The sequence below is a fragment of the Natronomonas gomsonensis genome (genome assembly GCF_013391635.1).
In the GTDB taxonomy this organism is placed as follows: domain Archaea; phylum Halobacteriota; class Halobacteria; order Halobacteriales; family Haloarculaceae; genus Natronomonas; species Natronomonas gomsonensis_A.
This window is the reverse complement of sequence record NZ_JACAWU010000002.1, coordinates 1,651,467-1,678,420: the sequence shown is the minus strand read 5'-3', so window position 1 is coordinate 1,678,420 and position 26,954 is coordinate 1,651,467. Positions and strand designations below refer to the sequence as shown.

Annotated in this window: 30 protein-coding genes; 18 read left to right on the top strand and 12 right to left on the bottom strand. The window is 65.2% G+C overall.

Going from position 1 to position 26,954, the window contains the following annotated elements; translation table 11 throughout:
- The 3 genes from HWX69_RS17255 (at nt 1) to HWX69_RS17245 (ending at nt 2,678) form a co-directional block, all read left to right on the top strand.
- The gene (locus HWX69_RS17255; RefSeq protein WP_178918263.1) at nt 1-690 is read left to right on the top strand and encodes a V-type ATP synthase subunit D; all 690 of its coding nucleotides are present in this window, start codon (nt 1-3) and stop codon (nt 688-690) included.
- 171 nt (nt 691-861) lie between these two features.
- Nucleotides 862-2,250 (top strand): WS/DGAT/MGAT family O-acyltransferase, encoded by a 1,389-nt coding sequence (locus HWX69_RS17250; protein WP_178918262.1) that lies wholly within the window; start codon nt 862-864, stop codon nt 2,248-2,250.
- 38 nt (nt 2,251-2,288) lie between these two features.
- The gene (locus HWX69_RS17245; RefSeq protein WP_178918261.1) at nt 2,289-2,678 is read left to right on the top strand and encodes a DUF6276 family protein; all 390 of its coding nucleotides are present in this window, start codon (nt 2,289-2,291) and stop codon (nt 2,676-2,678) included.
- A 175-nt stretch (nt 2,679-2,853) separates the two neighbouring features.
- Here the strand turns inward: HWX69_RS17245 and prf1 are convergent, their stop codons facing one another.
- Nucleotides 2,854-4,095, bottom strand: a complete 1,242-nt coding sequence (gene prf1 / locus HWX69_RS17240; protein WP_178918260.1) for a peptide chain release factor aRF-1 — start codon at nt 4,093-4,095, stop codon at nt 2,854-2,856.
- Between the two features lie 90 nt (nt 4,096-4,185).
- Here prf1 and HWX69_RS18325 point away from each other — a divergent pair, with 90 nt between their 5' ends.
- Complete coding sequence (locus tag HWX69_RS18325) at nt 4,186-4,320, top strand: hypothetical protein (RefSeq protein WP_255453895.1); 135 nt, start codon at nt 4,186-4,188, stop codon at nt 4,318-4,320.
- A 167-nt stretch (nt 4,321-4,487) separates the two neighbouring features.
- On the opposite strand, the gene argS is transcribed toward HWX69_RS18325, so the two are convergent.
- From argS to HWX69_RS17225, 3 genes are all read right to left on the bottom strand, one after another.
- Nucleotides 4,488-6,281, bottom strand: a complete 1,794-nt coding sequence (gene argS / locus HWX69_RS17235; protein WP_178918259.1) for an arginine--tRNA ligase — start codon at nt 6,279-6,281, stop codon at nt 4,488-4,490.
- A gap of 52 nt (nt 6,282-6,333) precedes the next feature.
- Nucleotides 6,334-6,828, bottom strand: a complete 495-nt coding sequence (locus HWX69_RS17230; protein ID WP_178918258.1) for an HTH domain-containing protein — start codon at nt 6,826-6,828, stop codon at nt 6,334-6,336.
- Between the two features lie 225 nt (nt 6,829-7,053).
- Nucleotides 7,054-7,551 (bottom strand): HTH domain-containing protein, encoded by a 498-nt coding sequence (locus HWX69_RS17225; RefSeq protein ID WP_178918257.1) that lies wholly within the window; start codon nt 7,549-7,551, stop codon nt 7,054-7,056.
- Between the two features lie 202 nt (nt 7,552-7,753).
- Here HWX69_RS17225 and twy1 point away from each other — a divergent pair, with 202 nt between their 5' ends.
- From twy1 to rnz, 6 genes are all read left to right on the top strand, one after another.
- The gene (twy1, locus tag HWX69_RS17220) at nt 7,754-8,725 is read left to right on the top strand and encodes a 4-demethylwyosine synthase TYW1 (protein WP_178918256.1); all 972 of its coding nucleotides are present in this window, start codon (nt 7,754-7,756) and stop codon (nt 8,723-8,725) included.
- A 146-nt stretch (nt 8,726-8,871) separates the two neighbouring features.
- Entirely contained in the window at nt 8,872-9,573 is a 702-nt protein-coding gene (locus HWX69_RS17215; protein WP_156707825.1) for a DUF120 domain-containing protein, read from the top strand.
- Nucleotides 9,557-10,282, top strand: a complete 726-nt coding sequence (gene ribB, locus HWX69_RS17210) for a 3,4-dihydroxy-2-butanone-4-phosphate synthase (RefSeq protein WP_178918255.1) — start codon at nt 9,557-9,559, stop codon at nt 10,280-10,282. The genes HWX69_RS17215 and ribB overlap by 17 nt, the downstream gene beginning before the upstream one ends.
- A gap of 76 nt (nt 10,283-10,358) precedes the next feature.
- Nucleotides 10,359-11,288 carry a branched-chain amino acid transaminase gene (locus HWX69_RS17205; RefSeq protein ID WP_178918254.1) on the top strand — a complete coding sequence of 310 codons (930 nt, stop codon included), beginning with the start codon at nt 10,359-10,361 and terminating at the stop codon, nt 11,286-11,288.
- Nucleotides 11,289-11,306: 18 nt separating this feature from the next.
- Nucleotides 11,307-11,786 carry a cupin domain-containing protein gene (locus HWX69_RS17200; RefSeq protein WP_178918253.1) on the top strand — a complete coding sequence of 160 codons (480 nt, stop codon included), beginning with the start codon at nt 11,307-11,309 and terminating at the stop codon, nt 11,784-11,786.
- Nucleotides 11,787-11,831: 45 nt separating this feature from the next.
- The gene (rnz, locus tag HWX69_RS17195; protein ID WP_178918252.1) at nt 11,832-12,761 is read left to right on the top strand and encodes a ribonuclease Z; all 930 of its coding nucleotides are present in this window, start codon (nt 11,832-11,834) and stop codon (nt 12,759-12,761) included.
- A gap of 6 nt (nt 12,762-12,767) precedes the next feature.
- Here rnz and HWX69_RS17190 read toward each other — a convergent pair whose 3' ends face one another.
- The gene (locus tag HWX69_RS17190; RefSeq protein WP_178918251.1) at nt 12,768-13,223 is read right to left on the bottom strand and encodes a MaoC family dehydratase; all 456 of its coding nucleotides are present in this window, start codon (nt 13,221-13,223) and stop codon (nt 12,768-12,770) included.
- Nucleotides 13,224-13,332: 109 nt separating this feature from the next.
- On the opposite strand from HWX69_RS17190, the gene HWX69_RS17185 reads away from it, so the two are divergent.
- Nucleotides 13,333-15,315 carry a DUF460 domain-containing protein gene (locus tag HWX69_RS17185; RefSeq protein ID WP_178918250.1) on the top strand — a complete coding sequence of 661 codons (1,983 nt, stop codon included), beginning with the start codon at nt 13,333-13,335 and terminating at the stop codon, nt 15,313-15,315.
- 36 nt (nt 15,316-15,351) lie between these two features.
- Nucleotides 15,352-15,576 carry a hypothetical protein gene (locus tag HWX69_RS17180; RefSeq protein WP_178918249.1) on the top strand — a complete coding sequence of 75 codons (225 nt, stop codon included), beginning with the start codon at nt 15,352-15,354 and terminating at the stop codon, nt 15,574-15,576.
- Here HWX69_RS17180 and HWX69_RS17175 read toward each other — a convergent pair.
- The 3 genes from HWX69_RS17175 to HWX69_RS17165 all read right to left on the bottom strand — a co-directional run bounded on the left by HWX69_RS17175 (nt 15,573) and on the right by HWX69_RS17165 (nt 17,376).
- Entirely contained in the window at nt 15,573-15,779 is a 207-nt protein-coding gene (locus HWX69_RS17175; protein WP_178918248.1) for a DUF7470 family protein, read from the bottom strand. The genes HWX69_RS17180 and HWX69_RS17175 overlap by 4 nt on opposite strands.
- Before the next feature lie 54 nt (nt 15,780-15,833).
- Nucleotides 15,834-16,181, bottom strand: a complete 348-nt coding sequence (locus tag HWX69_RS17170; RefSeq protein WP_178918247.1) for a hypothetical protein — start codon at nt 16,179-16,181, stop codon at nt 15,834-15,836.
- A 127-nt stretch (nt 16,182-16,308) separates the two neighbouring features.
- A complete protein-coding gene (locus tag HWX69_RS17165; RefSeq protein WP_178918376.1) occupies nt 16,309-17,376 on the bottom strand; it encodes a zinc-dependent alcohol dehydrogenase family protein in 1,068 nt (355 codons plus the stop codon).
- A gap of 265 nt (nt 17,377-17,641) precedes the next feature.
- Here HWX69_RS17165 and eif1A point away from each other — a divergent pair, with 265 nt between their 5' ends.
- A complete protein-coding gene (eif1A, locus tag HWX69_RS17160) occupies nt 17,642-17,935 on the top strand; it encodes a translation initiation factor eIF-1A (RefSeq protein WP_178918246.1) in 294 nt (97 codons plus the stop codon).
- Nucleotides 17,936-17,987: 52 nt separating this feature from the next.
- Entirely contained in the window at nt 17,988-18,374 is a 387-nt protein-coding gene (locus HWX69_RS17155) for a DUF2237 family protein (protein WP_178918245.1), read from the top strand.
- 15 nt (nt 18,375-18,389) lie between these two features.
- Here the strand turns inward: HWX69_RS17155 and rio1 are convergent, their stop codons facing one another.
- Entirely contained in the window at nt 18,390-19,259 is an 870-nt protein-coding gene (gene rio1, locus HWX69_RS17150) for a serine/threonine-protein kinase Rio1 (RefSeq protein WP_178918244.1), read from the bottom strand.
- A 120-nt stretch (nt 19,260-19,379) separates the two neighbouring features.
- On the opposite strand from rio1, the gene HWX69_RS17145 reads away from it, so the two are divergent.
- From HWX69_RS17145 to HWX69_RS17135, 3 genes are read left to right on the top strand one after another with little or no spacing between them, the layout of a single operon-like run.
- Nucleotides 19,380-19,892, top strand: coding sequence for a metallophosphoesterase (locus HWX69_RS17145; RefSeq protein WP_178918375.1), 513 nt, complete (start codon nt 19,380-19,382; stop codon nt 19,890-19,892).
- The gene (locus tag HWX69_RS17140) at nt 19,889-20,389 is read left to right on the top strand and encodes a GNAT family N-acetyltransferase (protein WP_178918243.1); all 501 of its coding nucleotides are present in this window, start codon (nt 19,889-19,891) and stop codon (nt 20,387-20,389) included. Before HWX69_RS17145 ends, HWX69_RS17140 begins: the two co-directional genes overlap by 4 nt.
- 50 nt (nt 20,390-20,439) lie before the next feature.
- Nucleotides 20,440-20,988: a KH domain-containing protein gene (locus HWX69_RS17135; RefSeq protein WP_178918242.1), complete on the top strand. Its 549-nt coding sequence runs from the start codon at nt 20,440-20,442 to the stop codon at nt 20,986-20,988.
- Between the two features lie 20 nt (nt 20,989-21,008).
- Here the strand turns inward: HWX69_RS17135 and HWX69_RS17130 are convergent, their stop codons facing one another.
- Nucleotides 21,009-22,592 carry a GMC family oxidoreductase gene (locus tag HWX69_RS17130; RefSeq protein WP_178918241.1) on the bottom strand — a complete coding sequence of 528 codons (1,584 nt, stop codon included), beginning with the start codon at nt 22,590-22,592 and terminating at the stop codon, nt 21,009-21,011.
- 198 nt (nt 22,593-22,790) lie between these two features.
- Here HWX69_RS17130 and thsA point away from each other — a divergent pair, with 198 nt between their 5' ends.
- A complete protein-coding gene (gene thsA, locus HWX69_RS17125; protein ID WP_178918374.1) occupies nt 22,791-24,470 on the top strand; it encodes a thermosome subunit alpha in 1,680 nt (559 codons plus the stop codon).
- Between the two features lie 68 nt (nt 24,471-24,538).
- Here thsA and HWX69_RS17120 read toward each other — a convergent pair whose 3' ends face one another.
- The gene (locus HWX69_RS17120) at nt 24,539-25,783 is read right to left on the bottom strand and encodes a hemolysin family protein (protein WP_178918240.1); all 1,245 of its coding nucleotides are present in this window, start codon (nt 25,781-25,783) and stop codon (nt 24,539-24,541) included.
- Between the two features lie 42 nt (nt 25,784-25,825).
- Complete coding sequence (locus HWX69_RS17115; protein WP_178918239.1) at nt 25,826-26,923, bottom strand: DUF2157 domain-containing protein; 1,098 nt, start codon at nt 26,921-26,923, stop codon at nt 25,826-25,828.
- Between the last annotated feature and the right edge of the window lie 31 nt (nt 26,924-26,954).

Here is a 26,954-nt window from a genome sequence, read left to right as displayed (position 1 = left end):
ATGGCCAAGGACGTCAAACCGACGCGGAAGAACCTCATGGCTATCGAGGACCGCATCGAACTCTCCGAGCGGGGCCACGACACCCTCGAGAAGAAGCGAGACGGCCTCATCATGGAGTTCATGGACATCCTCGATCAGGCACAGGACGTCCGGTCGGACCTCGACGACAACTACGAGCGTGCCCAGCGAAACATCAACATGGCGCGGGCGATGGAGGGCGACGTGGCGGTTCGCGGCGCCGCCGCGGCGCTGAAAGAACACCCCGAAATCACCTCTCAGTCGAAGAACATCATGGGCGTCGTCGTCCCCCAAATCGAGTCGACGAAGGTGAAGAAATCCCTCGACCAGCGTGGCTACGGACTCGTCGGCACGTCGGCGCGCATCGACGAGGCCGCCGACGCCTACGAGGAACTGCTGGAGACGATTATCCTCGCTGCCGAGGTCGAGACGGCGATGAAGAAGATGCTCGACGAAATCGAGAAGACCAAACGCCGTGTCAACGCCCTCGAGTTCAAACTCCTCCCGGAACTGCACGGTGCCCAGGAGTACATCGAGCAGAAACTCGAAGAGCAGGAGCGTGAGGAAATCTTCCGAATGAAGAAAATCAAGGCGAAGAAGGAAGAAAGCGAGGCCGAGGAGGCCGCCGAAGCGGCCGAAGCCGAGGCCGAACCGGTCACCGCAGACGACTGACGCAACCTCTTTCGTCTCCATTTTCAAGTGTGGTAGCGACGCCGACGTTCGGCGGCAGATTCATTGACTCCCTCTCCGAAGCCCGTTTCAGATGACACGTTCGAGGCTCGCTATCGACGGCCCACGAGTGACGAACCGAGCGGGAACGACCGTTGGGGTTCGGCAGCAGCGATGACTGAACGGGAACCGATTTCGGGTGCGGACAACGCGTGGCGGCGTATCGGGTCGGTGAACAACCTGACGACGATAACGGGGGTCCTGTGGTTCGACGACGCCATCACCTACGAGGAACTGGCCGACCGCCTCGAGGAGCGACTGCTCCGGTTCGACCGGTTTACCCAACGCGTCGCAGGCACCGACCGTCCGATGCGGCGGCCCTACTGGGAATCCGTCGAGAACTTCGACATCGAGACGCACATCACCCACATCGCGCTTCCCGAACCACAGGACAAGGCGGCGTTTCAGCGCTTCGTCAGTTGTCTGATGAGCCATCCCCTCGAGGAGTCCCGGCCGCTGTGGGAGGCGTATCTCATCGACGGAGCAGGCGGCGACGACGGCAACGCCGTCGCGTTCCGAATCAATCACAGCATCGGCGACGGCTTCGCGCTGATGTACGTGCTGTTCGGGCTGGTCGACGACCCCGATTCGGTCGAGATGCCGATGGGTATCATGCCCGACCCGCCGAGTGCGGACGCTTTTTCCGATGAGGCCGACGGGACGCGCCCCGAGTCGTCGGGTCGCTCCCCCGACTCGGACGACGAGGACGGGTCGGGGCTCTCCCTCGGTCCCGACGGCCCCTTGGAGGCGGCCCGACTCGCGGGGAAAGCCGTCAAGACCGGCTGGAACCTGCTGACGCAAGAGGACGAGGCCGAGACCTCACTTCGCGGTGACATCGGGACGGCCAAGCGGGCGGGATGGACCGAAGAAATCGACCTCGAAACGGTCCGTGCCATCGGTCGAGCCAACGACGCGACCATCAACGACGTGCTGTTGGCCGCCCTCGCCGGGGCGTTCCGTCGGCTCCTGCAGGACCGTGGTGAGGGGGTAGAGGGCCTCGAACTCCGGACGACGGTGCCGGTCAACCTCAAGCCGTTGGACGAGCGGGACGCCTCGCTGGGGAACTACTTCGGACTCGCCTTCGTCCCGATTCCGGTCGGCACCGCCGACCTGAACGAGCGGATTCGCATCATCCACGAGCGAATGGACGCCCAGAAGGCGGGCATTGAGGCGCTCATGATGTACCTGACGCTGTCTATCGGCGGACATTCGCCGGACCCCGTGTTGGACTGGCTGATGGAGCAGTTCGAGAACCGTGCGACTGGCGTGGTGACGAACGTGCCGGGCCCGACGGAAACCGTCGAGTTCGCCGGCAAGGAGGTGACCGACGTGATGTTCTGGGTGCCACAGGCCAACGACCAGGGCATCGGTATCAGCATCTTCAGTTACGACGGGGGCGTCCGAGTCGGCATCGCGGCCGACGAGAACCTCCTCCCGGAGCCGTCGAAACTCGGAGACGCTTTCGAGCGGGAAATCGAGGCGTTGGCCGCCGACGTCGAGTAAACCGGCACACACTACTGTGCTTTCCTCCTACGTCGAACATGGAGTGTCCTGCATGCCGAGCGCGGATGGTGTCGTTCGCCGTCCCCCTGGAGTATCGCGAACACGTTCCGGAGTCCTCGGACTGTGCGGCGCTGTGTCCCGAGTGTCTGACGCTCGTGGCGGCAAACAGCGCCAGTGACGACCCACGGTTCGACCGCATTTCCAGTGCCTTCCCCGACAACGAAGCGGCGGTTCCACTGGCGCTGGCGATCGGATTGCTCGACTCGCTGGCGCTTCACCGGACGGCGTTACAGGAGTTGCTCCCGGCGGTCGAAGCCGCGGGCGTCGACCCGCTCCTCGTTCTCGACCGACTTGACGCACAGGGTGGCGTCCAACCGGAGTTCGACATCAGCAGGCGCCGGCATCAACTCCAGCAACTGTTGGATTGAGGGAAACGCTTAAATATAAGTTTTCACTTTGTGGAAGGATGCGTCACGCAGTGACGTAATAAACCCGAACGGCTAACCTCCGAGGGGGTGGGTTGCACCCTCTCTTCGGGGCGGGGGGAGTCGGCCGACGCGCGGGCAGTCATGGGGGACGGCTGTCCGCGTCGGCTGTCGGGCCTTAGACGCCCGTCGAGTAGCGGAGAATGCCGGCGATGCCACCGAACGCCGTGAGCAGTTGCTCGCCCTTCTCGAAGTCGGTGGAGATGAACTTCGCATCCGACCCGCGCTGTTCGGCGAGGTCCATGAGATGGTCGATGACGTCTTCACGCTCTTGGACCTCGCCCTCCGTTCCGTCCTCGCAGGTGTGACTCGGCGTCCCCGCTTTTCGGTTGACGACCTCGAATTCCTCGCGGCCGCCGCATTCGTAGACGACCACGTCCTTTCGGAGGTCCTCGCTGATGAGCAGGCGGTCGACGGCACCCATCATGAGGTTCTGTCGGGTGGCCTCGAAGCCGTAGGTGGCCTTCTGGCCGTCGTGGAGTTGCTCGAAGAACTCCTCCATCTCGGATTTGTCCTTCATCACCTCGGTTTCGGCCAGCACGTCCTGGGCGGCGTCGACGAGGTCGTACAATCCGGATTCGTCCGTGTAGGAGACGTCGAACTTCCCCAACACCATGTCCTGCAGTTCGTGGTGGAGGTAGTCGCCATCGAGGAACTCGTCTTTCGTCGGCGAGGGGCCACCCACGAGGATGCCGTCCATCTCGTGGCGCTTGGGGACGAAGAGGTCGTCGGCCATGCCGGCGACTTCCTGATAGAAGTTGTCGATGGCTTCCAGCCGCAGGCGGGCGAATCGCTGGGCTGACTGGCCACCTTTTCGCTGCTTGCCGGGGACCAGCGAAGAAGCCGATTTGACGGGTTCGACGCGTTTGCCTTTCAGCCACCCGACGTTGGCCTCCCGTCGGTCCAACACGATGAGGCCGTACAGCCCCTTGTCGCCGAGCATCTCTGCCAGCGGCTCGGTGAGGAAGTGCGAATCACAGTGATACCGGAACGACTCGATGGGGTCCGGCGGCGATTCCAGCACCTCGGTGACCATGTCGGTCTGGCCGCCGCCGGCGTCGACGGCGCCCGAGAAGATGACCATCCCGTTTTCCGGTGGGTGGACATCGTAGTACTTCAGACGGTCTTTGATGCTGGTGAGGGCGTCCTGTACTGCCGTTCGGGTCTGCTTGGACTTGATGTTGGACGCTTCGCTGTGCTCCTGGGTGACGTGGGCGACCACGTCGCTAATTAGCCTGTCTTCGGGGATGTAGATGGAGACGAGCTGGGTTCCGGAACCCGAGTAGTCGTCGAGTTCCTCGATTACCTTCTGAAACTCGTATTTCTGTTTGTCCGAGGGGTCCCCCTCGCTTTCGCTCATTGCAGTTGGTTTGCGCCCCCGGAAATAAAACTCCGTCCTTTGTGGGAGCAGAGAGTAAGGCCTATCAGGCCACTCCGCACACATCCCGCTATGTCACAGAGCGAGGAGAGTTCGGTTCGACTGTCGTGGATCGCCATCTTCCTGCTGCTCGCGCTCGGTCTCGGGGCAGCCGCCGTCCTCGCCGTCGGCGGCAGCATCCTGCCGACGGTCGCACCGCTGGTCTGAAACTCTCTGTTCGTGTCCAAACTGGAGGAGAAGAGCAGTATCCGCGAGCGCCCGGAGGCGCGAGCGGTTCACGGCGACGAGCGAAGCGAGTCGGCGGCCTTTTTCATCGAAGTTTTTGCGCCTCGGGTTCGCGCGGAGCACGAACCGCTCGGCGCAAAAACTTCGGGTTACATCGACTCCGGCGCTTCCACACCCAAGATATCGAGCGCGTTGGCGACGGCGTGTTTCGAGGCGGCGACGAGCGCGAGTCGTGCGGCACGGGTCTCGGCGTCGTCGGCGGTGAGGACGGGACACTCCCGATAGAAGGCGTTGAACCGGTCGGCGAGTTCGCGGGTGTACGTGGCGACCTGGTGGGGTTCGAGGTCCGAGGCGGCCGACTCGACGACGCCGGGGAACCGCGCGAGCGAGCGGATGAGGTCGCGCTCGGCGTCTGTGGTGAGAACCGAGGTGTCGGCAGCCGGTTCGAGTTCGTCGGCTTCGCCTGCTCGCTGCTCGTCGCCGCTCGCACTTTCCGAGGCGCGTCGCGCCTCGCTCAGAATCCCACAACAGCGCGCGTGGACGTACTGGACGTAAGGGGCCGATTGGGCCTCGAAGTCCAGTGCGCGCTCCCACTCGAAGGTGATGGCCTTCGTCGGCTGTTTCGAGACGATGTCGTAGCGGACGGCGCCGATGCCGACCTGTCGGGCGATGCGGTCGACGTCGGCTTCGTCGAGGTCGTCGTCGCGGAGGCGGTCGTCCATGCGGTCTTCGACTTCCTCGCGCGCGCGGTCGATTGCCTCGTCCAGCAGGTCGTCCAACTGGACGCCAGTCCCTCGGCGGGTCGACATCTTCCCCTCGGGGAGGTTGACGTAGGAGTAGATGACGTTCTGCAGTCGGTCGGTGTCGTTGCCGAGCAGCTCGAGGGTCGCTTGGAGTTGCTCTGCCTGCAGTTTGTGGTCCTCACCGAGGACGGTGACCGCGCGGTCGTAGTTGTCGAACTTCCACTCGTGGTGGGCCAAATCGCGGGTCGTGTACAGCGAGGTGTCGTCGGCTCGGAGGAAGACGAGGTTCTTCTCGATGTCGTCGAAGGTGAGTTGCCACGCGTCGTCCTCGTAGACGGCGCCGTCGAGTTCCTTCAGGCGGGCGATTATGTCGTCGGTCGAGCCGTCGCGCATGAACTTGGTCTCCTTGACGAACTCGTCGAAATCCGCGGGGAGGCGGGCGAGACACTCCTTCATCCCGCCGAGGACGGTGTCGACGACTTCGCCGACGCGCTCGTAGGTCTCCTCGTCGCCGGCTTCCAGCCCCTGGAGGATGGCTTCGATTTCGGCTTCGGCCGCCTCGACTTCTTCGGGGTCGGCTTCTTCGAGGAAGGCGTTGCCCTTCCGGTAGTAGCGAACCATCCGGTACTCCGCGCGGTCCCGTGCCGGTTCGGGGAGGTCATCCTCGTCGAAGCGCTCGTAGGCCCAGGTGAAGACGGCCATCTGCCGGCCGGCGTCGTTGACGTAGTAGTGGCGGTCGACGTCGTAGCCGGCGTAATCGAGGGCGTTGGCGACGGCGTCGCCGATGATGGGGTTGCGCGCGCGCCCGACGTGGACAGGCCCGGTCGGGTTCGCGGAGGTGTGTTCGACGACGACGGAGGTGTCGCGGTCGGGGAGTCTGCCGAAGGCGGCGTCCCCGCCGGCGTCCAGCGTGTCGGCGAAGTACGACTCGTCTGGCAGGAAGTTCAGATACGGACCCTGAACGTCGACGCGGTCGAGGTAGTCGTAGTCGTCGGGGTCGATGGCGTCGGCGAGTTCGGCGGCCACCTTCGGCGGCGGTGCTTCGGCCCGCTCGGCCAGTCGGAAGGCGACGCTGGAGGCGAAGACCGCCTCGACGTCTTCCGGTGGCTCCTCGATACCGAGGTCGTCGGTTGGGTAGTCGTTGGCCGCGAGCGCCGTTTCCAGCGCCGTGGCGACCGACTCCCGGAACGCAAGGAACATACCCGACGGTTGACGAGCGGCCGATAAAGGGGTTTCCGAACGGCGCCGTCGGTCAGGGCCGGACGTTCTCGACGCGGTCGCCAGCAGCCAGCGCGTTCAAACAGTCCTCGATGCTCTCGTGGGTGCCGTCGTTCCACCGGGGGTAGAGTCCGGTCAACTCGCCGGCGTCTCGGATGGCGACACAGAGCGGCGGGAACGTGACGCGGTCGGCACCGTCGGAACCGGGCCGCGTCTTGAAGAACGGGTCCAACGACTCCCAGTCGACTGCCTCGACGAACTCGTCGTAGACGGCGGCGGGTGCGCTCCCGTCGGCTTCATTCCCCGTCGGCTGCCTAGATACCGTCTCGACTCGACGGTCGGTCACCACGCCCGCCTGCTCCAGTAGTTCGAACCCATCGAGGGCGCTCGAAACCCTGTCGGAGGCAGCGTCCGGAACGGTCTCGTGGACGTAGAGGGTCAGCTCCGCCGATAGTGGCTCCCGGTCGGCCACCCTGATTATCGTGGGCTCACCGCCGGATTTTCCACCCATATCGAGTCCTCTGAGCATATCTCTACATCAGCCGACCAATGGAAAAGCGTTCTTCACCAAGAACTAAAGAAATAAGTGGCAATAACGGTTCAAACGTTTCTAAATGACGTTCAGAAGTTGTGAGTAGGCTCTGTTCGATATTAGAAATAAACGTTCGAATTCGGCGGTGTGGGCTGTGCGTCGGCGCGTACTGGAGCAATCGGAACGAACGAAAAGGTCCGTCGGGGCTCGAAACGGCGGGATTCAGGCGACGTTCTCGACGCGGTCGCCCATCGCGAGGGCGGCCAGACAGTCCTCGACCGACTGGGTTGCGCTGCCGTCTCGCTTCGGGTAGAGACCCGTCAGTTCGCCCTCGTCGCGAACCGTGATGCAGATGTCGGGCATGGTGACGGTGCGTTCGTGGTCGTCGGCACCGGTTTCGGCCTCGAAGAACGGTTCGAGGGCGTCGGTGCCGACCGACTCGACGAACTCGTCGTAGGTGGCGACGACCTCGTTTTCGGGGCCGTCGGTCGGCGCGTCGACCTCGGTTGGCCACGTCACGACGCTGACGCCGTCGACCACCTCGGCGGCTTCGAGCCGATCGAAGCCATCGCGGACGGCGCGGAACCGCTCGTGGCTCTCCGACGAGAGGGATTCGGCGACGTAGACGGTCACGTCACCGTCGAACGCCTCGCGTCCGGCCGCTTTGATTATCATCGGTTCGTCGTCGTTTTCGCCCCACGTATCGAGCCCTCTGAGCATGTCTATTCGTTTCCATCACCACGCAAAAGGGTTCTGTAGAAAGCATACAAATTGTATTAGGAGTTCGTGTGAACACTGACCAAAGAGCGGCTGCAGTGAACGAACGTATCACGACCCGTGGAAACGTGTATCGAACGTCGTGGTATGACTTCACACACGACCGAACCACGGCCTTTAGGCCTTCGTCGCTGTATGGGCGGGTATGCCCAAGCAGGTCAGCGACCCTGACTATCACTCGGAGAACCACACCGCCGCCCAGACCTGCGGGTGGACGGCCAACGCCCTGCGCGGAGAGGGCCGCTGTTACAAGAACCACTTCTACGGCATCCAGAGTCACCGCTGCATCCAGATGACGCCGGTCGTCAAGTGCAACGAGCGGTGTGTGTTCTGCTGGCGGGACCACGCCGGCCACGCCTACGAACTCGGTGACGTGGAGTGGGACGACCCCGAGGCGGTCGTCGACGCCTCCATCGACCTACAGCGGAAACTCCTCAGCGGCTTCGGCGGCAACGACGACGTACCCGAGAAGGTCTTCGAGGAGGCGATGGAGCCCCGACACGTCGCCATCTCGCTGGACGGCGAACCGACGCTGTACCCCTACCTGCCGGAACTCATCGAGGCGTTCCACGACCGCGGTATCACGACGTTTCTCGTCTCCAACGGCACTCGGCCGGAAGTGTTGGCGGAGTGTGACCCCACGCAGTTGTACGTCAGCGTCGACGCCCCCGACCGGAAGACGTTCGGCGAGGTCGTCAAAGCCGTCGAGGACGACGCCTGGGACAACCTCATCGAGACGCTGGACGTACTCGCCGAGAAGGACGAAACCCGGACGGTCCTTCGGACGACGCTTCTGAACGGCTACAACATGAAGACGCCGGAGTGGTACGCGGGGATGTTCGACCGCGCCGACGCCGACTTCGTCGAGATGAAGGCGTTCATGCACGTCGGCAACTCCCGGGACCGACTGGACCGCGAAGTGATGCCCGACCACGAGGACGTCGTCGCCTTCACCGAAGCGGTCGGCGAGTACATGCCCGACCATCCGGTCGTCCGCGACGTGCCGGCCTCCCGGGTCGCCCTCCTCGCACGCGAGGAGGACACGTGGGTACCGGAACTGAAAGGCGGCTCGGACTTTTGGACCGAGGGCTCCTACGCGAAAGGGACCAGCGACTGACAGCAACCGTCGCCGGCCTCGCCACGTATTTACGTCTTGGATGCGCAGTTTACGCTGTAAACCGCTCTCGGCGTGCGTACCGTTCCAATTCTGTTACGCATGCCATTTCCGTTACGGTTAAGGGGCAATACTCCCTACCGGACGGTATGTCACAGACGACCGAGCGCGTGGGACACGACGAGTTGGCGACGCTGAAGCTCGTCGCCCTCGACGGCGCGCTCGAGGGTCGGGCGACGGTGACGTGTGCGGCGCTCGCCGACCGCCTCGACGCATCGAACCAGACCGCCTCCCGGCGACTCCAGCGGCTCGAAGACGCCGAATTCATCGAACGCGACATGACCGGCGACGGCCAGCGCATCGCCGTCACCGAAGTCGGCGAGCGGGCCCTCCAGCGGGAGTATGCCGACTACCGCCGACTGTTCGAGGGCGACGCCGACGTGGACCTCTCCGGCGTCGTCACGAGCGGGATGGGCGAGGGTCGACACTACATCTCCCTTTCGGGGTACATGGAGCAGTTCCGCGACCGACTCGGCTACGAACCGTTCGCCGGCACGCTCAACGTCGAGTTGGACGACGAGAGCGTCCGCGCTCGTGCCCGCATGGACGCTCTCGACCCCGTCGGAATCGACGGCTGGGAGGACGACGACCGAACATACGGGCCGGCGTTCTGCTGGCCGGCGACGGTCGAAACCGTCGACGGCACCCGCTACGAGACTGCCCACGTTATCGCCCCGGAGCGGACCCACCACGGCACCGACCAGCTCGAAATCATCGCGCCCGACCGCCTCCGCGACGAACTGGGTCTGAACGACGACGACCACGTCACCATCCATGTCTCAGAGCAGTAACACCACGCGCGTCCGCCGCGGCGTCGATTCGGCCATCGCCGCATTCGCCGCCGGCGAGCCGGTGCTCGTCCACGACGCCGCCGACCGCGAGGGCGAGGTCGACCTCGTCTATCCGGCGGCCGCCGTCACCCCCAAAGCCGTCGCCCGCATGCGAAACGACGCGGGCGGGCTCGTCTGTGTCGCCTTGGCCGACGACGTGTGTTCGGCCTGGGACCTCCCCTTCGCACAGGAACTCATTGACCACCCGACGGCGGCCAGCCACGACCTCTCCTACGACGAACGGTCGTCGTTCTCGCTGACGGTCAACCACCGCGACACCTTCACCGGCATCACCGACGAGGACCGCGCGCTCACCATCTCGGAACTCGGGGCGGCCGCGGGGTCGGTCCGCCGTGCGACGACCGTCGCCGGGGACGGGGCCGAAGGGTCCGTCGCCGCCGACGCCGAGGGGTTCGCCGAATCGTTCCGCTCGCCAGGCCACGTCCACCTCCTTCGGGCCGCGCCGGGCCTCCTCGAAGACCGCGAGGGCCACACCGAACTCGGCATCGCGTTGGCCGACGCCGCCGATGTCGAACCCGCGGTCGTCGTCTGTGAGATGATGGACGACGAATCCGGCGGGGCGCTGTCGCCGGCGGCGGCCCGGGCCTACGCCGACCGCAACGGCTTCGCCTACGTCGAGGGGGCGGAACTGCTGGCCAGACTCGGTTGACGAGCGGTGTCGGCGGCGTGACACACGCTGTCAGTAATCGTCAACACTCATTACGGGGGGCGCCCACAGACGGAGTATGTCTTTCGAGGAGATGGACGTCGACACCATCTGGCAGAACGGGGAGTTCGTCGACTGGGACGACGCACAGACACACATTCTGACCCACTCGCTGCACTACGGAACGGCCGTTTTCGAGGGTGCGCGGTGTTACGACACCGTCGACGGCCCGGCGCTGTTCCGCTGGGAGGAACACCTCGACCGCCTGTTCGATTCGGCGAAAGTGCTCGACCACGACATCGACCACACGCGCGAGGAGATTACCGAGGCGACGCTGGAACTCATCCGCCGACAGGACCTCGAGTCCTGTTACATCCGGCCGCTCGTCTACTACGGGTACAACTCCCTGGGCGTCTCGCCGAAGGACTGCCCGACCGAGACGATGGTCGCCTGCTGGCCGTGGGGCGCCTACCTCGGCGAGGACGCCATCGAGAACGGCGTCGACGTGATGGTTTCCTCGTGGCGAAAACACGCCTCCAGTCAGATTCCGACGAACGTGAAGGCGACTGGCCCCTACGTCAACTCCATGCTGGCCGGCGAGGAGGCCCGCCGCAACGGCTACGTCGAGGCCATCGTCCTCAACAAGGAGGGCAACGTCGCGGAGGGCCCCGGCGAGAACATCTTCATGGTCAACGACGGCGAGATTTACACGACCGGCCTCTCGGAGTCCATCCTCGACGGTATCACCCGCGAGACGGCCATCCAACTGGCCGAGGACCTCGGATACACCGTCCACGACGAGGCCTCTATCGCCCGCGGACAGCTCTACACCGCCGACGAGCTGTTCTTCACCGGCACCGCCGCCGAGGTGACGCCCATCCGGAGCGTCGACGACAAGGAAATCGGCAACGGTTCGCGTGGCCCGGTTACCGAGGAGATTCAACAGCGGTTCTTCGACCTCGTCAACGGCGAACTCGACGGCTACGACGAGTGGTTCCACTACGTGTAAACGACTTCGGGAGGACACATGGGCCCCATCAACGAAGCCGACCTCGAGTGGTCCGAAACCGACCGCGGGGAGACGCGGTTCAAACGCAAGCAGTTGGCCGAGGCAGCCGACGGCGAGGACATCGGCTGTAGTCTGTACGAACTCCCGGCCGGTCACCGCTCGTGGCCGTATCACTACCACACTGGCAACGAGGAGGCGCTGTACGTCCTTTCGGGCACCGGAACGCTCCGTCTGGATGACGAAACGTACGACCTCGAGACGGGCGATTACGTCGCCTTCCCGGCCGAGGAATCCGGCGGCCACCGCGTCGTCAATGACTCCGAGGGGTCCCTCCGCTATCTGGCAGTCTCGACGATGAACGAACCCGACGTGACCGTCTATCCGGATTCGGGGAAGATCGGCGTCTTCGCCGGGTCGCCCCCCGGCGGCCGCGAGGAGCGGTCGGTCCACGGCTACTACAACCGCGACGACGACGTCGACTACTGGAACGGCGAGTAGCCCGGCATCGAAGGCGGTATGTAAACGCCGCCACTTTCCCCGTGTATGTCGCTGTGTGTGACGTTCCTCGGAACCGGCGGGGCCGTGCCGACGACCCAGCGGAACACGAGTTCGGTGTTCTGCCGTCGGGAGGGCGAGCGGTTCCTCTTCGACTGCGGGGAGGGAACCCAGCGACAGATGATGCGATTCGGAACCGGCTTCGGCGTCTCGCACATCTTCGTCTCGCATCTCCACGCCGACCACACCCTCGGGATTCCGGGGCTGTTGCAGACGATGGACTTCAACGAGCGGACCGACCCGCTGGCGATTCACGTCCCCTCGGGCCAACAGCGCCGCATCGAGCGGTTGGTCGGCGCGACGGGAACCGACCCGTCGTTCCCGATTCGCATCCACGGCGTCGGTGACGGCGACGTGGCGCTGGAGGCCGACGAGTACGAAATCCGGGCGTTTGCGACCGACCACGACACGCCGTCGGTCGGCTACGCCCTCGTCGAGGACGACCGAAAGGGCCGATTCGACCGCGAACGCGCCGAGGAGTTGGGCGTTCCCGTCGGTCCGAAGTTCCAGCGACTCCACGCCGGCGAGGACGTGGAACTGGACGACGGAACGGCCGTTCGCTCCGAGGAAGTCGTCGGTCACCCCCGCCCTGGCCGCACGCTCGTCTACACCGGCGACACACGGCCGAGCGACCGGACCGCCGAGGTGGCCGCCGACGCCGACCTGTTGATACACGATGCGACCTTCGCCGCCGACAACGCCGAACGTGCGGGCCGGACGGCCCACTCGACGGCCGCCCAAGCCGCCGAAATCGCCGCGGGAGCGGGGGCGAAACGCCTCGCGTTGGTCCACGTCTCCTCGCGGTACGCGGGCAACGTCTCACCCATCGAACGGGAGGCCCGAGAGGTGTTCGGCAACGAGGCGTTCGTCCCCGACGACGGCGACGAACTCGACGTGCCGTACCCGAACGCGGAGTAGGCGTCGCTACTCGTCGGCCTCGCGGCGGCGGAACATCCCGTCGGCCTTCCACTCGATGACGGCCTCGTCGTCGTCGTTGTAGCCGGTCAACTTCGAGCGGACGTGACCCATCTCGGGACGGCTCTCGGAGACGCGTTTCTCGAGAATTTCCACGTCGACGTGCAGCGTGTCGCCGGGGTACACCGGCTGCTTCCACTGGAGGTCGTCGATGCCGCGGGCACCCATCGACGTTTCAGCATCGAGGAACCCGTCGACGAGCAGGCGCATGCATATCGAGGCGGTGTGCCATCCCGAGGCCGCAAGCGAGCCGAAGATGGAGTCTTTCGCCGCCTCCTCGTCGGTGTGGAACGGCTGGGGGTCGTACTTCTCGGCGAACTCCAACACCTCGTCTTCGGTGACTTCGTAGGTACCGTCGAGTTCGTAGGTCGCTCCGACTTCGATGTCCTCGAAATACCGTGGCATTACCGAACGGTCGGTTCGGGGGGACAAAAAGCCGTACCCCGCGACGACGTGGTGGCGTTTCGCCGGCTTCGGCACGGAGTTTATACTCGCTGCATTCCTACACGCGGCCGTGAGCACGCGAACGAGTGCCCTCGATTCCCTCATCTTCGGCGTCGACATCCAGAGCGGCGACGTTCGAGGTGATGCCCCCTCGTATGCGGTGGTCGCCTTCGACGGCGAGTCCATCGAGCGCGACGTGGTGTCGGGCCGAAAGCTCCGCCGGCGAATCCAATCCGAAGCGCCGGCCATCGTCGCCACCGACAACACCTACGAACTCGCCGAGGACAAGGGCGCACTCGTCCACTTCCTCCGAGAGTTGCCGTCGGAGACGAAACTGGTGCAGGTGACCGGCGACGAGCGGCCCGAACCGCTCTCGCGCGTCGCCGCCAGACACGGCGTCCCCTACGCGAAGCCGCCGATGAAGGAGGCCGAAGCGGCGGCGCGACTCGCCGCCCGCAACGTCGGCTACGAGGTGTCGGCGTTTACGAACACGACGACGGTGAAGGTCGCCCGTGGGCGCTCGACCGGCGGCGGAGGCGGCTGGAGCGAGGACCGCTTCACCCGTCGCATCCACGGGTCGGTGAAAACCGTTACTCGAGAGGTCGAGTCGAAACTCGAAGACGCCGCCCTCGACTACGAGAAGGTGGTCACCGAGAAGTACGGGGGCTACTCTCAGGCACTGTTCGAAGTCGAAGCGACGCCCGCCGAGATACCCGTCTCGGCGCGGCGCTCCGGCGACACCCGCATCGAAATCGAGCGCGAGCGCCGCGACGGCATCGAGTATCGCCCGCTCGCGAAACGACGGGATTTCGTCGTCGTCGGCATCGACCCCGGGACGACGACCGCGGTGTCGCTGTTGGACCTCGACGGGAATGTCCTCGACGTGTGGTCGACCCGCACTGCCGACACCGCCGAGGTCATCGAATGGATTATCGAACACGGCCGACCGGTCATCGTCGCCGCCGACGTCGAACCGATGCCCGAGACGGTCGAGAAGATACGCCGCAGTTTCGACGCCGCGGGCTGGATTCCCGGGACCGACCTGCCGGTCGACAGAAAGCTCCACCGCACCCGCGAGGAGAGTTACGACAACGACCACGAACGGGACGCGATGGCGGCGGCGCTGTTCGCCTTCGACAGCCACGAAGACCAGTTCGACCGCATCGCCGAGAAGACGCCCGCGGGGTTCGACCGCGGAGAAGTGACGGCCCGCGTGGTCGCCGGCGAGGAAAGCGTCGAAGCCGTCCTCGATGACCTCGCCGAGGACGAGAAGTCCGACGAGGAGTCAACCGAACACGACCCCCGAGAACTGACCGCCGAGGAGAAGGAAATCAAGCGTCTGGAGGCTCGCATCGAGCGCCTCGAGGGTCACGTCGAGGACCTGAAAGACACCATCCAACAGAAGGACAGCCGGGTGTCGGAACTGGAAGACGAACTCTCCGAAACACGGCGCGAGGAGCGCCGGGAGGCTCGCGAGCGCCGCGAAGTGACGCGGCTGGAGCGGGAGAACGAACGGCTGAAACGCGAACTCGCCGAGGCCGAACAGGCAAACGAGGAACTCGACGGCAAACTCGAACGGCTCAAGGAGTTGTGGAAACTCGACCACTCGAACTTCGCGGACGTGGCCGCGGAGAAACAGGGGCTGGTCCCGGTCAAGCCCGTCGAGCAGTTCACGAAAGGCGCCCTCGAAGCCGCCGAGGAAAGCTACGGTCTCGCCCCCGACGACGTGGTGTACCTCCGGGATGCCAGCGGTGCCGGCCGAGCGACTGCCGAGCGACTGGCCGACCGCGAGCCGCGGGTCGTCCTCCGGGACGGCCGACTCTCCGAGCAGGCCGACGAGGTGCTGTTCGACCACGGAATTCCCGTCGGGCCGGCCGACGACGTGACGATACAGGAAATCGACGAACTCGCCGTCGCCCGCGAGAGCGAAGTCGAGTCGGTCATCGACGACTGGGAGGACCGCGCCGAAGAGCGCCGACGCGAGAAGAAATCCGCGAAACTCGACGAGGTCATCAGCGAGCACCGGGCGCGTGACCCCGCCGCCGACGGCTGACGTGGTTTTTTAAATAAAGCGGGTGTACTCCGGGTGATGTTCCCGCTTCAGTTCGGCCTTCCAGGCGGACCGGAACTACTGATATTCGGGTTGCTGTACCTCATCATCCCGTTCGTGTCGGCGTATTGGGTGTTCAACGATGCCGAGAGCCGCGGTAACGACAACGCGGCGCTGTGGGCGCTGGCCGTCGGTGGGCTGTTCTTTTTGACGTTCTTCGGTGGGTTCCTCGCGTTGGCCGTCTACCTCTGGCAGCGCGACTAGAGGTCGTCGTAGCTCATCCCCATCGATTCGAGGAAGGTGCCGAGGAGGCCGTGCCCGAGGAGGACGCCCCCCGCCATGACGACCGTCGCCGCGAGGGCGGCCCGGCGGTTCTCACGGCCGAGCAGCACCATCCCAACGACGACGAGCACAGTCCCCGCGATACCGGTGTCTCCGAGCGCGTCCGTCAGTTCTTGGGTACTCATACCAGTGGGTGTACACGGGGGATACCTAAAGAGCCGGATTTCCCGACGGCGCGGTCACGACGGCACGACGAGCGCCAGCAGATAGAGGTTCCACCCCGTCACGGAGACGCCCAGAAGCGCCAGTCCGAGCGGCACCCCGACGCGGTAGGGCCGCTGGACGACTCGCCAACAGAGAAAGCCGCCGCCGAAGATGAGGGCCTTCGACGCCACCATCCCCCCGAGTCCGTACCGTTCGACGAACACCGAGGTGACCGGGCCGAGTTCGAACAGTCCCTCGATGCCGAGCCCGACGGTCGTCGTCACCACGTCGCCGACGCCGAAAAAGAGGACGGCGAGCGCCCACAGAATCAGGTGGCTCACTTCGGAGTGTCCGATGGGCGACGGAACCGAACGCAGGGACATGCTCACCGAAGACGGGAGCAGTGGAGTTGGTAACCCGCTCCCTACGACCGGCGACCGAGCAGTAGTCGTGTCTTAGTGACGCTCCGACTCGTCGTAAGCACACTCAAAAACGGAACGGCGGATTCGGTTAGAACTCGTTGCAGACGGGGATGCCGACCGTATCGAAGTCGCCCATCGAGGCGATGGTGTCGGGGACCTCCTCCAGCGAGATGGTCTTCGAGACGATCTTGCCGGGGTCGATTTTGCCCTGCTCCATCATCGAGAAGATCTCCTCGTACTCGTGGGGCGGCATGCCGAAGGAGCCGATGAACTCCCGTTCGTCCATCACGATGCTGTCGACGGGAAGCGACACTTCGCCTTCCTCCTCGCTCGTGGTGAGGCCAATCTGGAGGTTCTGACCGCCCTTGGCGAGCGAGTTCACGGAGTTCCGGCAGGTCTCTGCGATGCCGAGGGCGTCGACGCTGATGTCGGCGCCGCGGCTCTTCGGCGTCTCGCCTTTGACTGCCTGGGGAACGTCCTGTACTTCGGTCACGTCGATGGTGGCGTCGGCGCCGAGTTCCTCGGCTTTCTCCAGTTTGTCTTCCGAGAGGTCGACGGCGATGACGTTCGCGCCGAGTGCGTCGGCGATGTGGACCGCAGACAGGCCAACGCCGCCACACCCGTGGACGGCGACCCAGTCGCCGGCGGTCACGTCGACGCGGTGGACCAGTCCGTGGAACGCCGTCGCGAACCGACAGCCGAGGCCGGCGACCTCGACGGGGTCGACGCCGTCGGGGAGTTTGATGACGTTGTGGTCGGCGTTCCGAACCGGGAACTCCTCGGCGAAGGCGCCCGGCTGGAAGGAGACGAATCCGAGCGGGATGACCCGCTCACAGATGTTCGCTCGACCCTGCTTGCAGAACCGGCAGGTGCCATCGGAGAGGTTGAACGGGACGCACACCCGGTCGCCCTCGCTGAAGTTCTCGACGTCTTCGCCGACGTCCTTGACGATGCCGACGGGTTCGTGTCCGAAGATGAGGCCGGGCGTCGGCATGACGCCGACCCAGTCCCAGTCGCCCTGCCAGGCGTGCCAGTCGGAGCGGCAGACGCCGCAGGCCTCCGTCTCCACGACGATGCCGTCCGGGTCGGGTTCCGGTCGGTCGACCTCCTCTACTTCCATCGGCTCCTGTGGCTCCTGGAAGACCACGGCTCGCATCGACTCCGCCTCCTGCTCCGCGTCTGCGGATTTGCTCATAACGCGCGAACACTACCCCTCCACCGATTTAATCCTTGCCACGGTATATTAACGGGCCACGATTGGGAGGGCGCGGTGTTATGTGGGGTACGGTGACGGTGCCGATACTGTGGCAATTATTGCCGGATACTGGCGGTTTCGTGGTTCGGTAGCGGTTGGCGCGCGGACCGAACTGGAAGGCGCTCTGCTTGAAAGAATTAAAGGGCTCCCTATCCAACCGACGGGTATGAGCGACAACGAGGGACGCAAGAACCTCAGGATGCCCGACGACGACGAGGTGTTCGCCGTCGTCACGAACATGCTCGGCGCCAACCGAGTGAAGGTCCGCTGTATGGACGGCACGGAGCGAACCGCACGCATCCCCGGCCGGATGCAGAAGCGCATCTGGATTCGTGAAGACGACGTGGTGTTGGTCGAACCGTGGGACTGGCAGGACGAGAAGGCCGACGTGGTGTGGCGCTACGAGAAACAGGACGCCGACCAGTTGCGCGAAGAAGGCCACATCACCGACAGCGTCTGACTGCGCTCTCTTCGCCGAGGGAACTTTTGTCGCCGGCGCACGTTCTGTCGGTATGCCCGAACTGAACGTCCTCGGAGAGCCGCTCGAACCGTGTAGCACCGACCCCGAAACGGGGTTCCAGCGGGACGGGCGCTGTTCGTGTCACGATGCGGATATGGGACGGCACGAACTGTGTGCCGTCATGACCGACGCGTTCCTCGAATTCAGCCGCGAACAGGGCAACGACCTCGTGACGCCGCGGCCGGAACTCGACTTCCCGGGCCTCTCTCCCGGCGACCGCTGGTGTGTCTGTGTGCCTCGCTGGGTCGAGACGCTAGAGGCAGTTCGGACCCGACACATCCCTGAGACGACGGTGCCGCCGGTCGTTCTGGAAGCGACGAACGAAGCGGTGTTGGATACAGTGCCGATGGAGACGCTGGAAGCCCACGCCTACGACTGACCCGGGGCTGGGAGGTTACTCCTGGTCGCCGTCCGGCTCCGGTTCGGCTTCGGTGACGTACTCCAGAAGGTCGTCGTCGGTGACTTCCAGCCCCTGTCGGCGGAAGAACGCGGCGACGTTGTGGCAGTCCCGTTCGAGGAACTCCCGGGCGTTGGGGTGATGGACGGTGACCGCCTGGCCCAAATCGAGCAGGCACAACTCGCCGTCGTGGACGACGATGTTGTACTCCGAGAGGTCGCCGTGGACGAGCCCCGCACGATACAGCCGTCGGGTGTACTCTCGGACGACCTCGTAGGCCGTCTGTGGGTTCTCGACGTGAACCTCGTTGAGGCGTTTGGCGCGGTCGTTCTCGCCGCCGAGGTACTCCATCACGAGGACGTTCCGCTCGACGGCCAGCGGTTCAGGCACGCGGACGCCCGCCTTGCGTGCGCGCATGAGGTTCGCGTACTCCTTTTTCGTCCAGGCGACGACGACCTTCTTCTTGTCCGAGCCGATGCCCTCGAAGCGGGGGTCGCCGTCGAGGTAGTCCCGCATCTGCCGGAAATCGGAAGCGTTGATGCGGTAGACCTTCACCGCCACTTCGCCGTCCGGCCCGAGGGCGGTGTAGACGTTGGCCTCCTTGCCGGTCGAGATGGGGCCGCCGAAGGCGTCGATGTAGCCGTCCTGAACCAGTTTGTACAGCGCACCGAACGTGGCGTCGTCGAACACCGACGCCTCGACTTTGAACTGCTCGGTGTTCTTGATGCGTTTCCGGAACTCGAGGAACTCACGGTCCTGCTTTCTGGCGGTACGGTCGGCTTCCGTGTCCGACACGTCGAGTTCTTCCCACTCGTCGCCGAGCCCCTCTGACTCCTCGGGCTCTAACAGGCCGTACTCCTCTGTCATTCGTCTCGGGGTACGCCGCCCCGACGGAAAGCGTCACCGGTCGTCGCAGTCGTGGGCTCGACAGTCGACCAACTCTCGGTCCCCGGTGGCTTCTTTTCGACGTGCGACGAACGGTCGCTCATGTACGTCGGCATCATCTCCGATACCCACGACAACGTCCCGGCGGCCGACGCCGCGATGGATGCCTTCGCCGAGCGCGGGGTCGAGGCAGTGATTCATTGTGGGGACTTCATCGCACCGCCACTGATTCCGCATCTCGACCGCGAGGACATCGCGGTCCACGCCGTCCGCGGGAACAACGACGGCGAACGCGAGGGGCTCGTCGACGCCTTCGAGAGCCTCGACGGCGGCACGCTGCACGGTCGCTTTGCCGAACTGGAGTTCGACGGACGAGCGTTCGCCGTCCTTCACGGCGAACAGCGGCCGGTCATCGACGCCTTGGCGTCCTCGGGAGAGTACGACTACGTCTGTCACGGCCACTGGCACGTTCGCGAGGAGCGGTCCGTCGACGAGACGACGGTCATCAACCCCGGCGCACAGTTCCCGACGGTCCCCGACGAGCACCGCACGGTGGCCGTCGTCGACACCGAAGACGACACCGTCGAGTTCCTCGACGTGACGGAGTCCGTATGAGCGTCGAGATACGCGAGGCGACGGCCGACGACGTGGCGGCCATCCGCGACGTTGCTCGGGACTCGTGGTATGCGGCCTACGGCGGATCTCTCGAACCCTCGACCATCGAGGGCGCCCTCGGAGAGTACTACGACCCAGAACTCATCGAGGCGGGCGTCGAACACGACGACATCGCTTTCTTTGTCGCCGAAAGCGGAGACGAGGAGAGCGTAATCGGCTTCGCCAGCGCCGAGCAGACGTGGGCCGACGAAGTGGAGTTACACACCATCTACGTTCATCCCGACCGCTGGGGGGATGGCGTCGGGGCAGCGCTGCTCGACCGCATCCGTCGGTGGGCGACCGAGCAGGGCGTCGACCGCATCGCGTGTTCCGTCCTCGCCGAGAACTCGGTCGGAATCGGGTTCTTCGAAGCCTCGGGCTTCCGCCGCGGCGCCGAAGCGAAGGGCGAAATCGCCGGGGAACTCCACGACGAATACGAGTTCGAACTAGAGTTGTAGTGGCATCCGCATCGGCGAACGCTTAAAAGTATCCACGACGAAACGTGGATATGAAACACGTCACGATTCCGGAGGACCGCATCGGCGTTCTCATCGGCGAAGGGGGTGCGACCATGCGGGAAATCGAATCCCGCGCCGAGGTCCGTCTGGACATCGACTCCGAGACGGGGTCGGTGAAAGTCGAGACCGTCGGCGACCCGATACTCGGTCTGAAGGGGCCGGACATCGTCAAGGCCATCGGCCGCGGGTTCGCTCCCGAGGACGCGATGCGCCTGCTGGACGACGACATGCAGTTGTTCGAGCTCATCGACATCGAGGCCGCCACCCGGAACAAGAAGGACCTCCGCCGGAAGAAGGGCCGGCTCATCGGCGAGGGCGGTCGAACCCGAGAACTCATGGCCGAACTCTCCGGCGCCGACGTGGTCATCTACGGGTCGACGCTGGGCATCATCGGCAAACCCCAGCAGGTGGACGCCGTCCGCAGCGCCGCCGAGATGATTCTCGACGGCGCGCCCCACGGCGCCGTCTACTCCTTCCTCGAACGGCGCCACAACGAGATGAAGTCCAACGACATCGAGTACCACCAGTTTACGGGCTGAGACGGGCCGCTTTCGGTTTACTACGAGCGAATCAGATCCACCGCTTTCTCCGCTATCATCATCGTGGGTGCGTTGGTGTTGCCGCCGACGAGCGTCGGCATCACCGAGGCGTCGACGACGCGAAGCCCCTCGACGCCGTGGACGCGGAGTTCCTCGTCGACGACCGCATCGTCGCCGTCGCCCATCTTGCACGTTCCGACGGGGTGATACACCGTGTGGGCCGTCTCGCGGACGTGTTCGCGCAGTTCGGCATCGGTGGTCGCCTCCTCACCGGGCCAGATCTCCTCGCCGCGAACGTCGTCGAAGGGCTCCGCCTGCAGGATTTCGCGGGCCCGACGGATGCCCTCGACTAACACCTCCATGTCCCGGTCGTCGTCGAGGTAGTTCGGGTCGATGACGGGGTCGGCGAAGGGGTCGTCGGAGGCCAGCGAAATCGACCCGCGACTCTCCGGGCGGAGTTGGGTCGCCCCGACCGAGAGGCCGTGGCCGTCCTCGGGGTTCTCGAAGCCGTGTTCCATGAAGTAGCCGGGTGCGAAGTGGAACTGCAAATCCGGTGCGTCGAGGTCGTCATCGGTCCTGATGAAGCCGCCCGATTCGCCGACGTTGGAGGTGAGATGGCCCCGCTTCAACAGGAAGTACTTCGCGAGGTCCCGGATTCGGCCGGCGTCGTCGAGCGTCCCGGGTTCGGTACACTCGTAGACGGTGAAGGCAAAGAGGTGGTCCTGGAGGTTTCGACCGACGCCCGGCAGTTCGGCCTGTACCTCGATGTCTTGGTCGGTGAGGTGTTCGGGGTCGCCGAGTCCCGACAGCATGAGCAGTTGCGGGGAGTTGATGGCGCCGCCGGAGACGAGCACCTCCTCGACTGCTTCGGCCCGGAGTCGCGTGCCGTCCTGTTCGTACTCGACGCCCGAGGCGCGATTGCCGTCGAAGGCGATTTCGGTGGCGTGGGCGCCGGTCTCGACGGTGAGGTTCGGCCGGTCGAGATGTGGTGTCAGGTAGGCGGCCGCGGCGCTGTGGCGTTTGCCCTTCTTCTGGGTGAGGTGATAGAGGCCGACGCCCTCCTGTCGGGCGCCGTTGAAGTCGGCGTTCCGCGGATGGCCGACGTCGGTTGCGGCCTCGACGAACGTCCGGGAGAGGTCGTTCGGCGACCGGGGGTTCGAGACGTGTAGCGGGCCGTCGGTGCCGTGGTAGTCGCCGTCACCGGGTTCGAACGTCTCGTTGCGCTTGAAGTAGGGAAGGACGTCCTCGTAGGCCCACCCGTCGTTGCCGCGGTCGGCCCACTCGTCGTAGTCGTCGGGGTGGCCCCGGATGTAAATCATCGCGTTGATGGAACTGGACCCGCCGAGGGTCTTTCCGCGCGGCCAGTACAACTCGCGGTCGGCCAGACCGGGTTGGGGTTCGGTGTAGTACTCCCAGTCCACGTCGCTTTTGAACAGTTCCGGGAACGCCGCCGGGATGTGAATCTCGCGTTTCTCGTCGGGTTCACCGGCCTCCAGTAGGAGGACGGAGGTGTCTGGGTCTTCGCTGAGACGCGACGCGAGGACACACCCGGCCGACCCGGCGCCGACGACGACGTAGTCGTAGGCCGCTGTCTTGGTTGCCATACACTGCCACACTCGCGGGCGCGTGATAAACCGTCGGACAGCGGCACGCCGCGCGGAACCGCTTCGAAGCCATATATAAACTTTTCTCGACACCTATTCACACACCCGTCCTGCCCCCGTATGGGGGTTTTCCGCTGCCATTTCAGAAACCTTTATATAGAACCACAGACAATCATTCGGACGACTATGGCACAACAGATGGGCAACCAGCCGATGATAGTTCTTTCCGAGGAGAGCCAGCGAACCTCCGGAAAGGACGCACAGTCGATGAACATTACCGCCGGGAAGGCGGTCGCCGAGTCGGTACGCACCACACTCGGCCCGAAAGGGATGGACAAAATGCTCGTCGACTCGACGGGCAACGTCGTCGTCACGAACGACGGCGTCACCATCCTCAAAGAGATGGACATCGAGCACCCGGCGGCCAACATGATCGTCGAAGTCGCCGAAACGCAGGAAGAGGAAGTCGGCGACGGTACGACCACGAGCGTCGTCATTTCGGGTGAACTCCTCTCGAAGGCAGAGGACCTGCTGGACCAGGATATCCACGCGACCATCCTCGCACAGGGGTACCGACAGGCCGCCGCCGAGGCCAAGGAGATCCTCGAGGACATCGCCATCGACGTCGACGCCGACGACAGCGACGTGCTGGAGTCCATCGCCGCGACCGCGATGACCGGCAAGGGCGCCGAAGCCTCGAAGGACCTGCTGGCCGAACTCGTCGTCGACGCGGTGCAGGCCGTCGCCGACGGCGACGACATCGACACGGACAACATCAAAGTCGAGAAGGTCGTCGGCGGTGCCGTCGACGAGTCCGAACTCGTCGAGGGCGTCATCGTGGGCAAAGAGCGCGTCCACGACAACATGCCGTACTTCGCCGAGGACGCCAACATCGCGCTGCTGTCGACGCCCATCGAGGTCAAGGAGACCGAAATCGACGCCGAGGTCAACGTCACCGACCCCGACCAGCTCCAGCAGTTCCTCGACCAGGAGGAACAGCAGCTTCGCCAGATGGTCGACCAGCTGAAAGAGGTCGGCGCCGACGTCGTCTTCTGTCAGAAGGGCATCGACGACATGGCCCAACACTACCTCGCACAGGAGGGCATCATCGCCGTCCGCCGTGCGAAGAAATCCGACATGAAGGCGCTCGCCCGCGCGACGGGCGGCCGCGTCATCTCCAACATCGACGACATCACCGAGGACGACCTCGGCTTCGCCGGCAGCGTCGCCCAGAAGGACATCGCTGGCGACGAGAAAATCTTCGTCGAGGACGTCGAGGAGGCCAAAGCGGTCACGCTCATCCTCCGCGGCGGCACCGAACACGTCGTCGACGAAATCGAACGCGCCATCGAGGACTCCCTCGGTGTCGTCCGCACCACGCTGGAGGAGGGCAAAGTCCTCCCCGGCGGCGGTGCCCCCGAGATCGCGCTGGCCCTCGGCCTGCGTGACTACGCCGACTCCGTCGGCGGCCGCGAGCAGCTCGCCGTCGAGGCCTTCGCCGACGCCGTCGACGTGATTCCGCGCACGCTCGCCGAGAACGCCGGTCTCGACCCAATCGACTCCCTTGTCGACCTCCGCAGTCAGCACGCCGACGGCGCCGACGCCGCCGGCCTCGACGCCTACACGGGCGAGGTCATCGACATGGAAGACGAGGGCGTCGTCGAGCCGCTCCGAGTCAAGACCCAGGCCATCGAGTCCGCCACCGAGGCGGCCGTGATGATCCTCCGCATCGACGACGTCATCGCCGCGGGCGACCTCAAGGGTGGCTCCAGCGACGACGGCGACGACGACGAGATGCCCGGCGGCCCCGGCGGCGGCATGGGCGGCGGTATGGGCGGCATGGGCGGTATGGGCGGCGGCATGGGCGGCATGATGTAATCCGGTCGGGTTACAACAGCTCCCTACCAGCCCGCCGTCTCGAACCGCCTTCCGAACGCTTCTTCCTTTTATTTCCCGTCCAGCGACGCCTCCGTCTGTCGTTCGACGTGGACGCGTCGGACGCGGTTGTCCTCGACGCTCCGAACCGTGAGTCGGGCGTCGGCTACGTCGAGTACGTCGCCCGGTTCGGCCGGCCGGCCCAACCGCTCGGCGAGTAGGCCGGCGACGGTCTCGCCGGCTGCCGGCAAGTGCGTCCCGATTTCGTCGTTGAGAGCCTCGGTCGAGGCCGTCCCGCTGACGGTCGCCGTCGTCGGCGAGAGCCGGACGACCGCCGCCTCCTCACCGATGTCGAATATCTCGCCGACGATCTCCTCGACGATGTCCTCGACGGTGAGAAGGCCTTCGACGGAACCGAACTCGTCGTAGACGATGGCCAACTCGGTTCGACTCGCCTGCAGTTCGGCCAACACCTCGTCGATTTCTCTCCCCTCGAAGACGTGGAGGGCGGGGTTGGTCAGCGACTGAAGCGAGGCGTCCGCCGGCGCGTCGACGAGGTCGCGGATGTCGACGTAGCCGAGAACGCGGTCGAAGTCGCCCTCGTACACCGGGAGGCGAGTGACCCGCTCCGAGCGACACGCGTCGATGGCGTCCTCGACGCTCGCGGCGGCGTCGACGGCGACTACGTCGGCTCGCGGCACCATCACGTTCCCGACGGTCGTCGTGTTGAACCGGAAGATTCGCTCTATCATCGCCTGCTCGTCGCCCTCGACGATGCCGAGTTGCTCGGCGGTCTCGACCAACGCGACGATTTCCTCGCGGGTGACGTAGGGCCGTTCGATGTCGCGGCCGCCGCCGGTGACGCGGTTGATGGCGTCGGTAATCGACTCGAAGACCACCACGACTGGGTACAGCGCCGTCTGGACCACCTTGACCGGTCGAGCGACGCGGAGCGCGACGGATTCGGGGTTGCCGACGCCGTACGATTTCGGGACGATTTCGCCGAAGACGAGGACGACCGTACTGGCGAACAGCGTCGCGAGGACGACGCCGAGGCCGCCGGGGAAGCGGTCGACGAACAGCGCCGTCGTCAGCGAGGCGATGGCGACGTTGACGACGTTGTTGCCGACGAGAATCGTGACGAGCAGTCTGTGGGGGTCCTCTCGGAGCGCGACCAGCACGTCGCCGCCCGGTTCCGTTGCGAGCGTTCCGAGTCGGTGTTCCTCCAGCGAGAACAACGAGATTTCGCTCGACGAAAAGAAGGCACTCACCGCAACGAGACCGACGATTGCGAGGAGTCCCGCGGCCAAGAACATACCTCACGGTGCGTGCCCGTCCACATAAGCCCCGCCGCCGGTCTAGATTCTGGACAGCAGCGAGCGCCGGCCCCGCTCTAAGGCGACGCCGGTGGCCAAAAGCAGCAGGCCGGCGACGACGAGCGCGACCGACCCCGACAGCGCGTCGACGACCGTCGCCTCGACGAACGACAGCGACTGCAACAGCGCCCCGATTACGGCGAGATCGATGTAGGCCCGCGAGCGACGGCGATACCCGAGATAGCCGGTCGTGACGAGGCCGGCTACCGCAGCGGCGTGTACCCCGAGGAAGGCGACGAACTCGGGGACGGTGTCGGGGGCCGCAGTCGCCAGCGCCGTCACGACAGCGAGGGCGACGACGGCGAAGCCGGCCCAGCCGCCGGATTCCCGGTTACCGGCGACAAACAGCCACCCGACGCCGAGGAGTGCGCCGACGGCGGTGCCGCCCAGGACGGCCGGCGGGCCGAAGGCGTACAGTTCGAACTGCCCTTCGAGGGTGGTCATCACTACCAGCGTTCCGAGAGTGAAGGCGACGCCGCCGACGCGGTAGGTCCACTGGACCGCGCCCTCGCGAGTGTGGCCGAGTGCGAACAGCGCGACGCCGAGCAATCCGACCGCAGGCACGGGGTCGTCCGGCGACGACAGCGTGAGCACCAACGCGAGAACGACGGCGAGGCCGATGCCCGTGGCGACCCGCGACCCCAGCGCGTGGGCGGTCGGTAGGATGGCGACGGTCCACGCCAACAGCAGCCACTCCGAGTCCACGCCGAGCGTCAGCAGGTCCTCGAAGAGGAACAGCGACGGCCCGACCAACACGGCCCCGAGGACACAGAGTGCGTGGCCGATTCGCGGGACCGACCGGTCGTAGGCGACGATCCCCGACACGTAGGCCAGCGCCGGCCCGGCGACGAGAACCGCCATCCGCGCTGCCCGCGGCAGGTCCTCCCAGTTCGTCGCGAGGAACAGGACGACACCGGCGAACACGAGAGCGGCGCCGACGAGCGACAGTGCGACGACGACCCGCGAGCGTCCGGTCGATTCGTCCTCGTAGCGGGCCAGTATCGCCTCGGCTTGGGATTCGTCGATGATTCCTTCGCGGACCCACTCGTCGACTTCTTCCTGGAGGGCGTCAGGGTCCATGTGGCGGGTTCACACGACCGACGGTGATAAA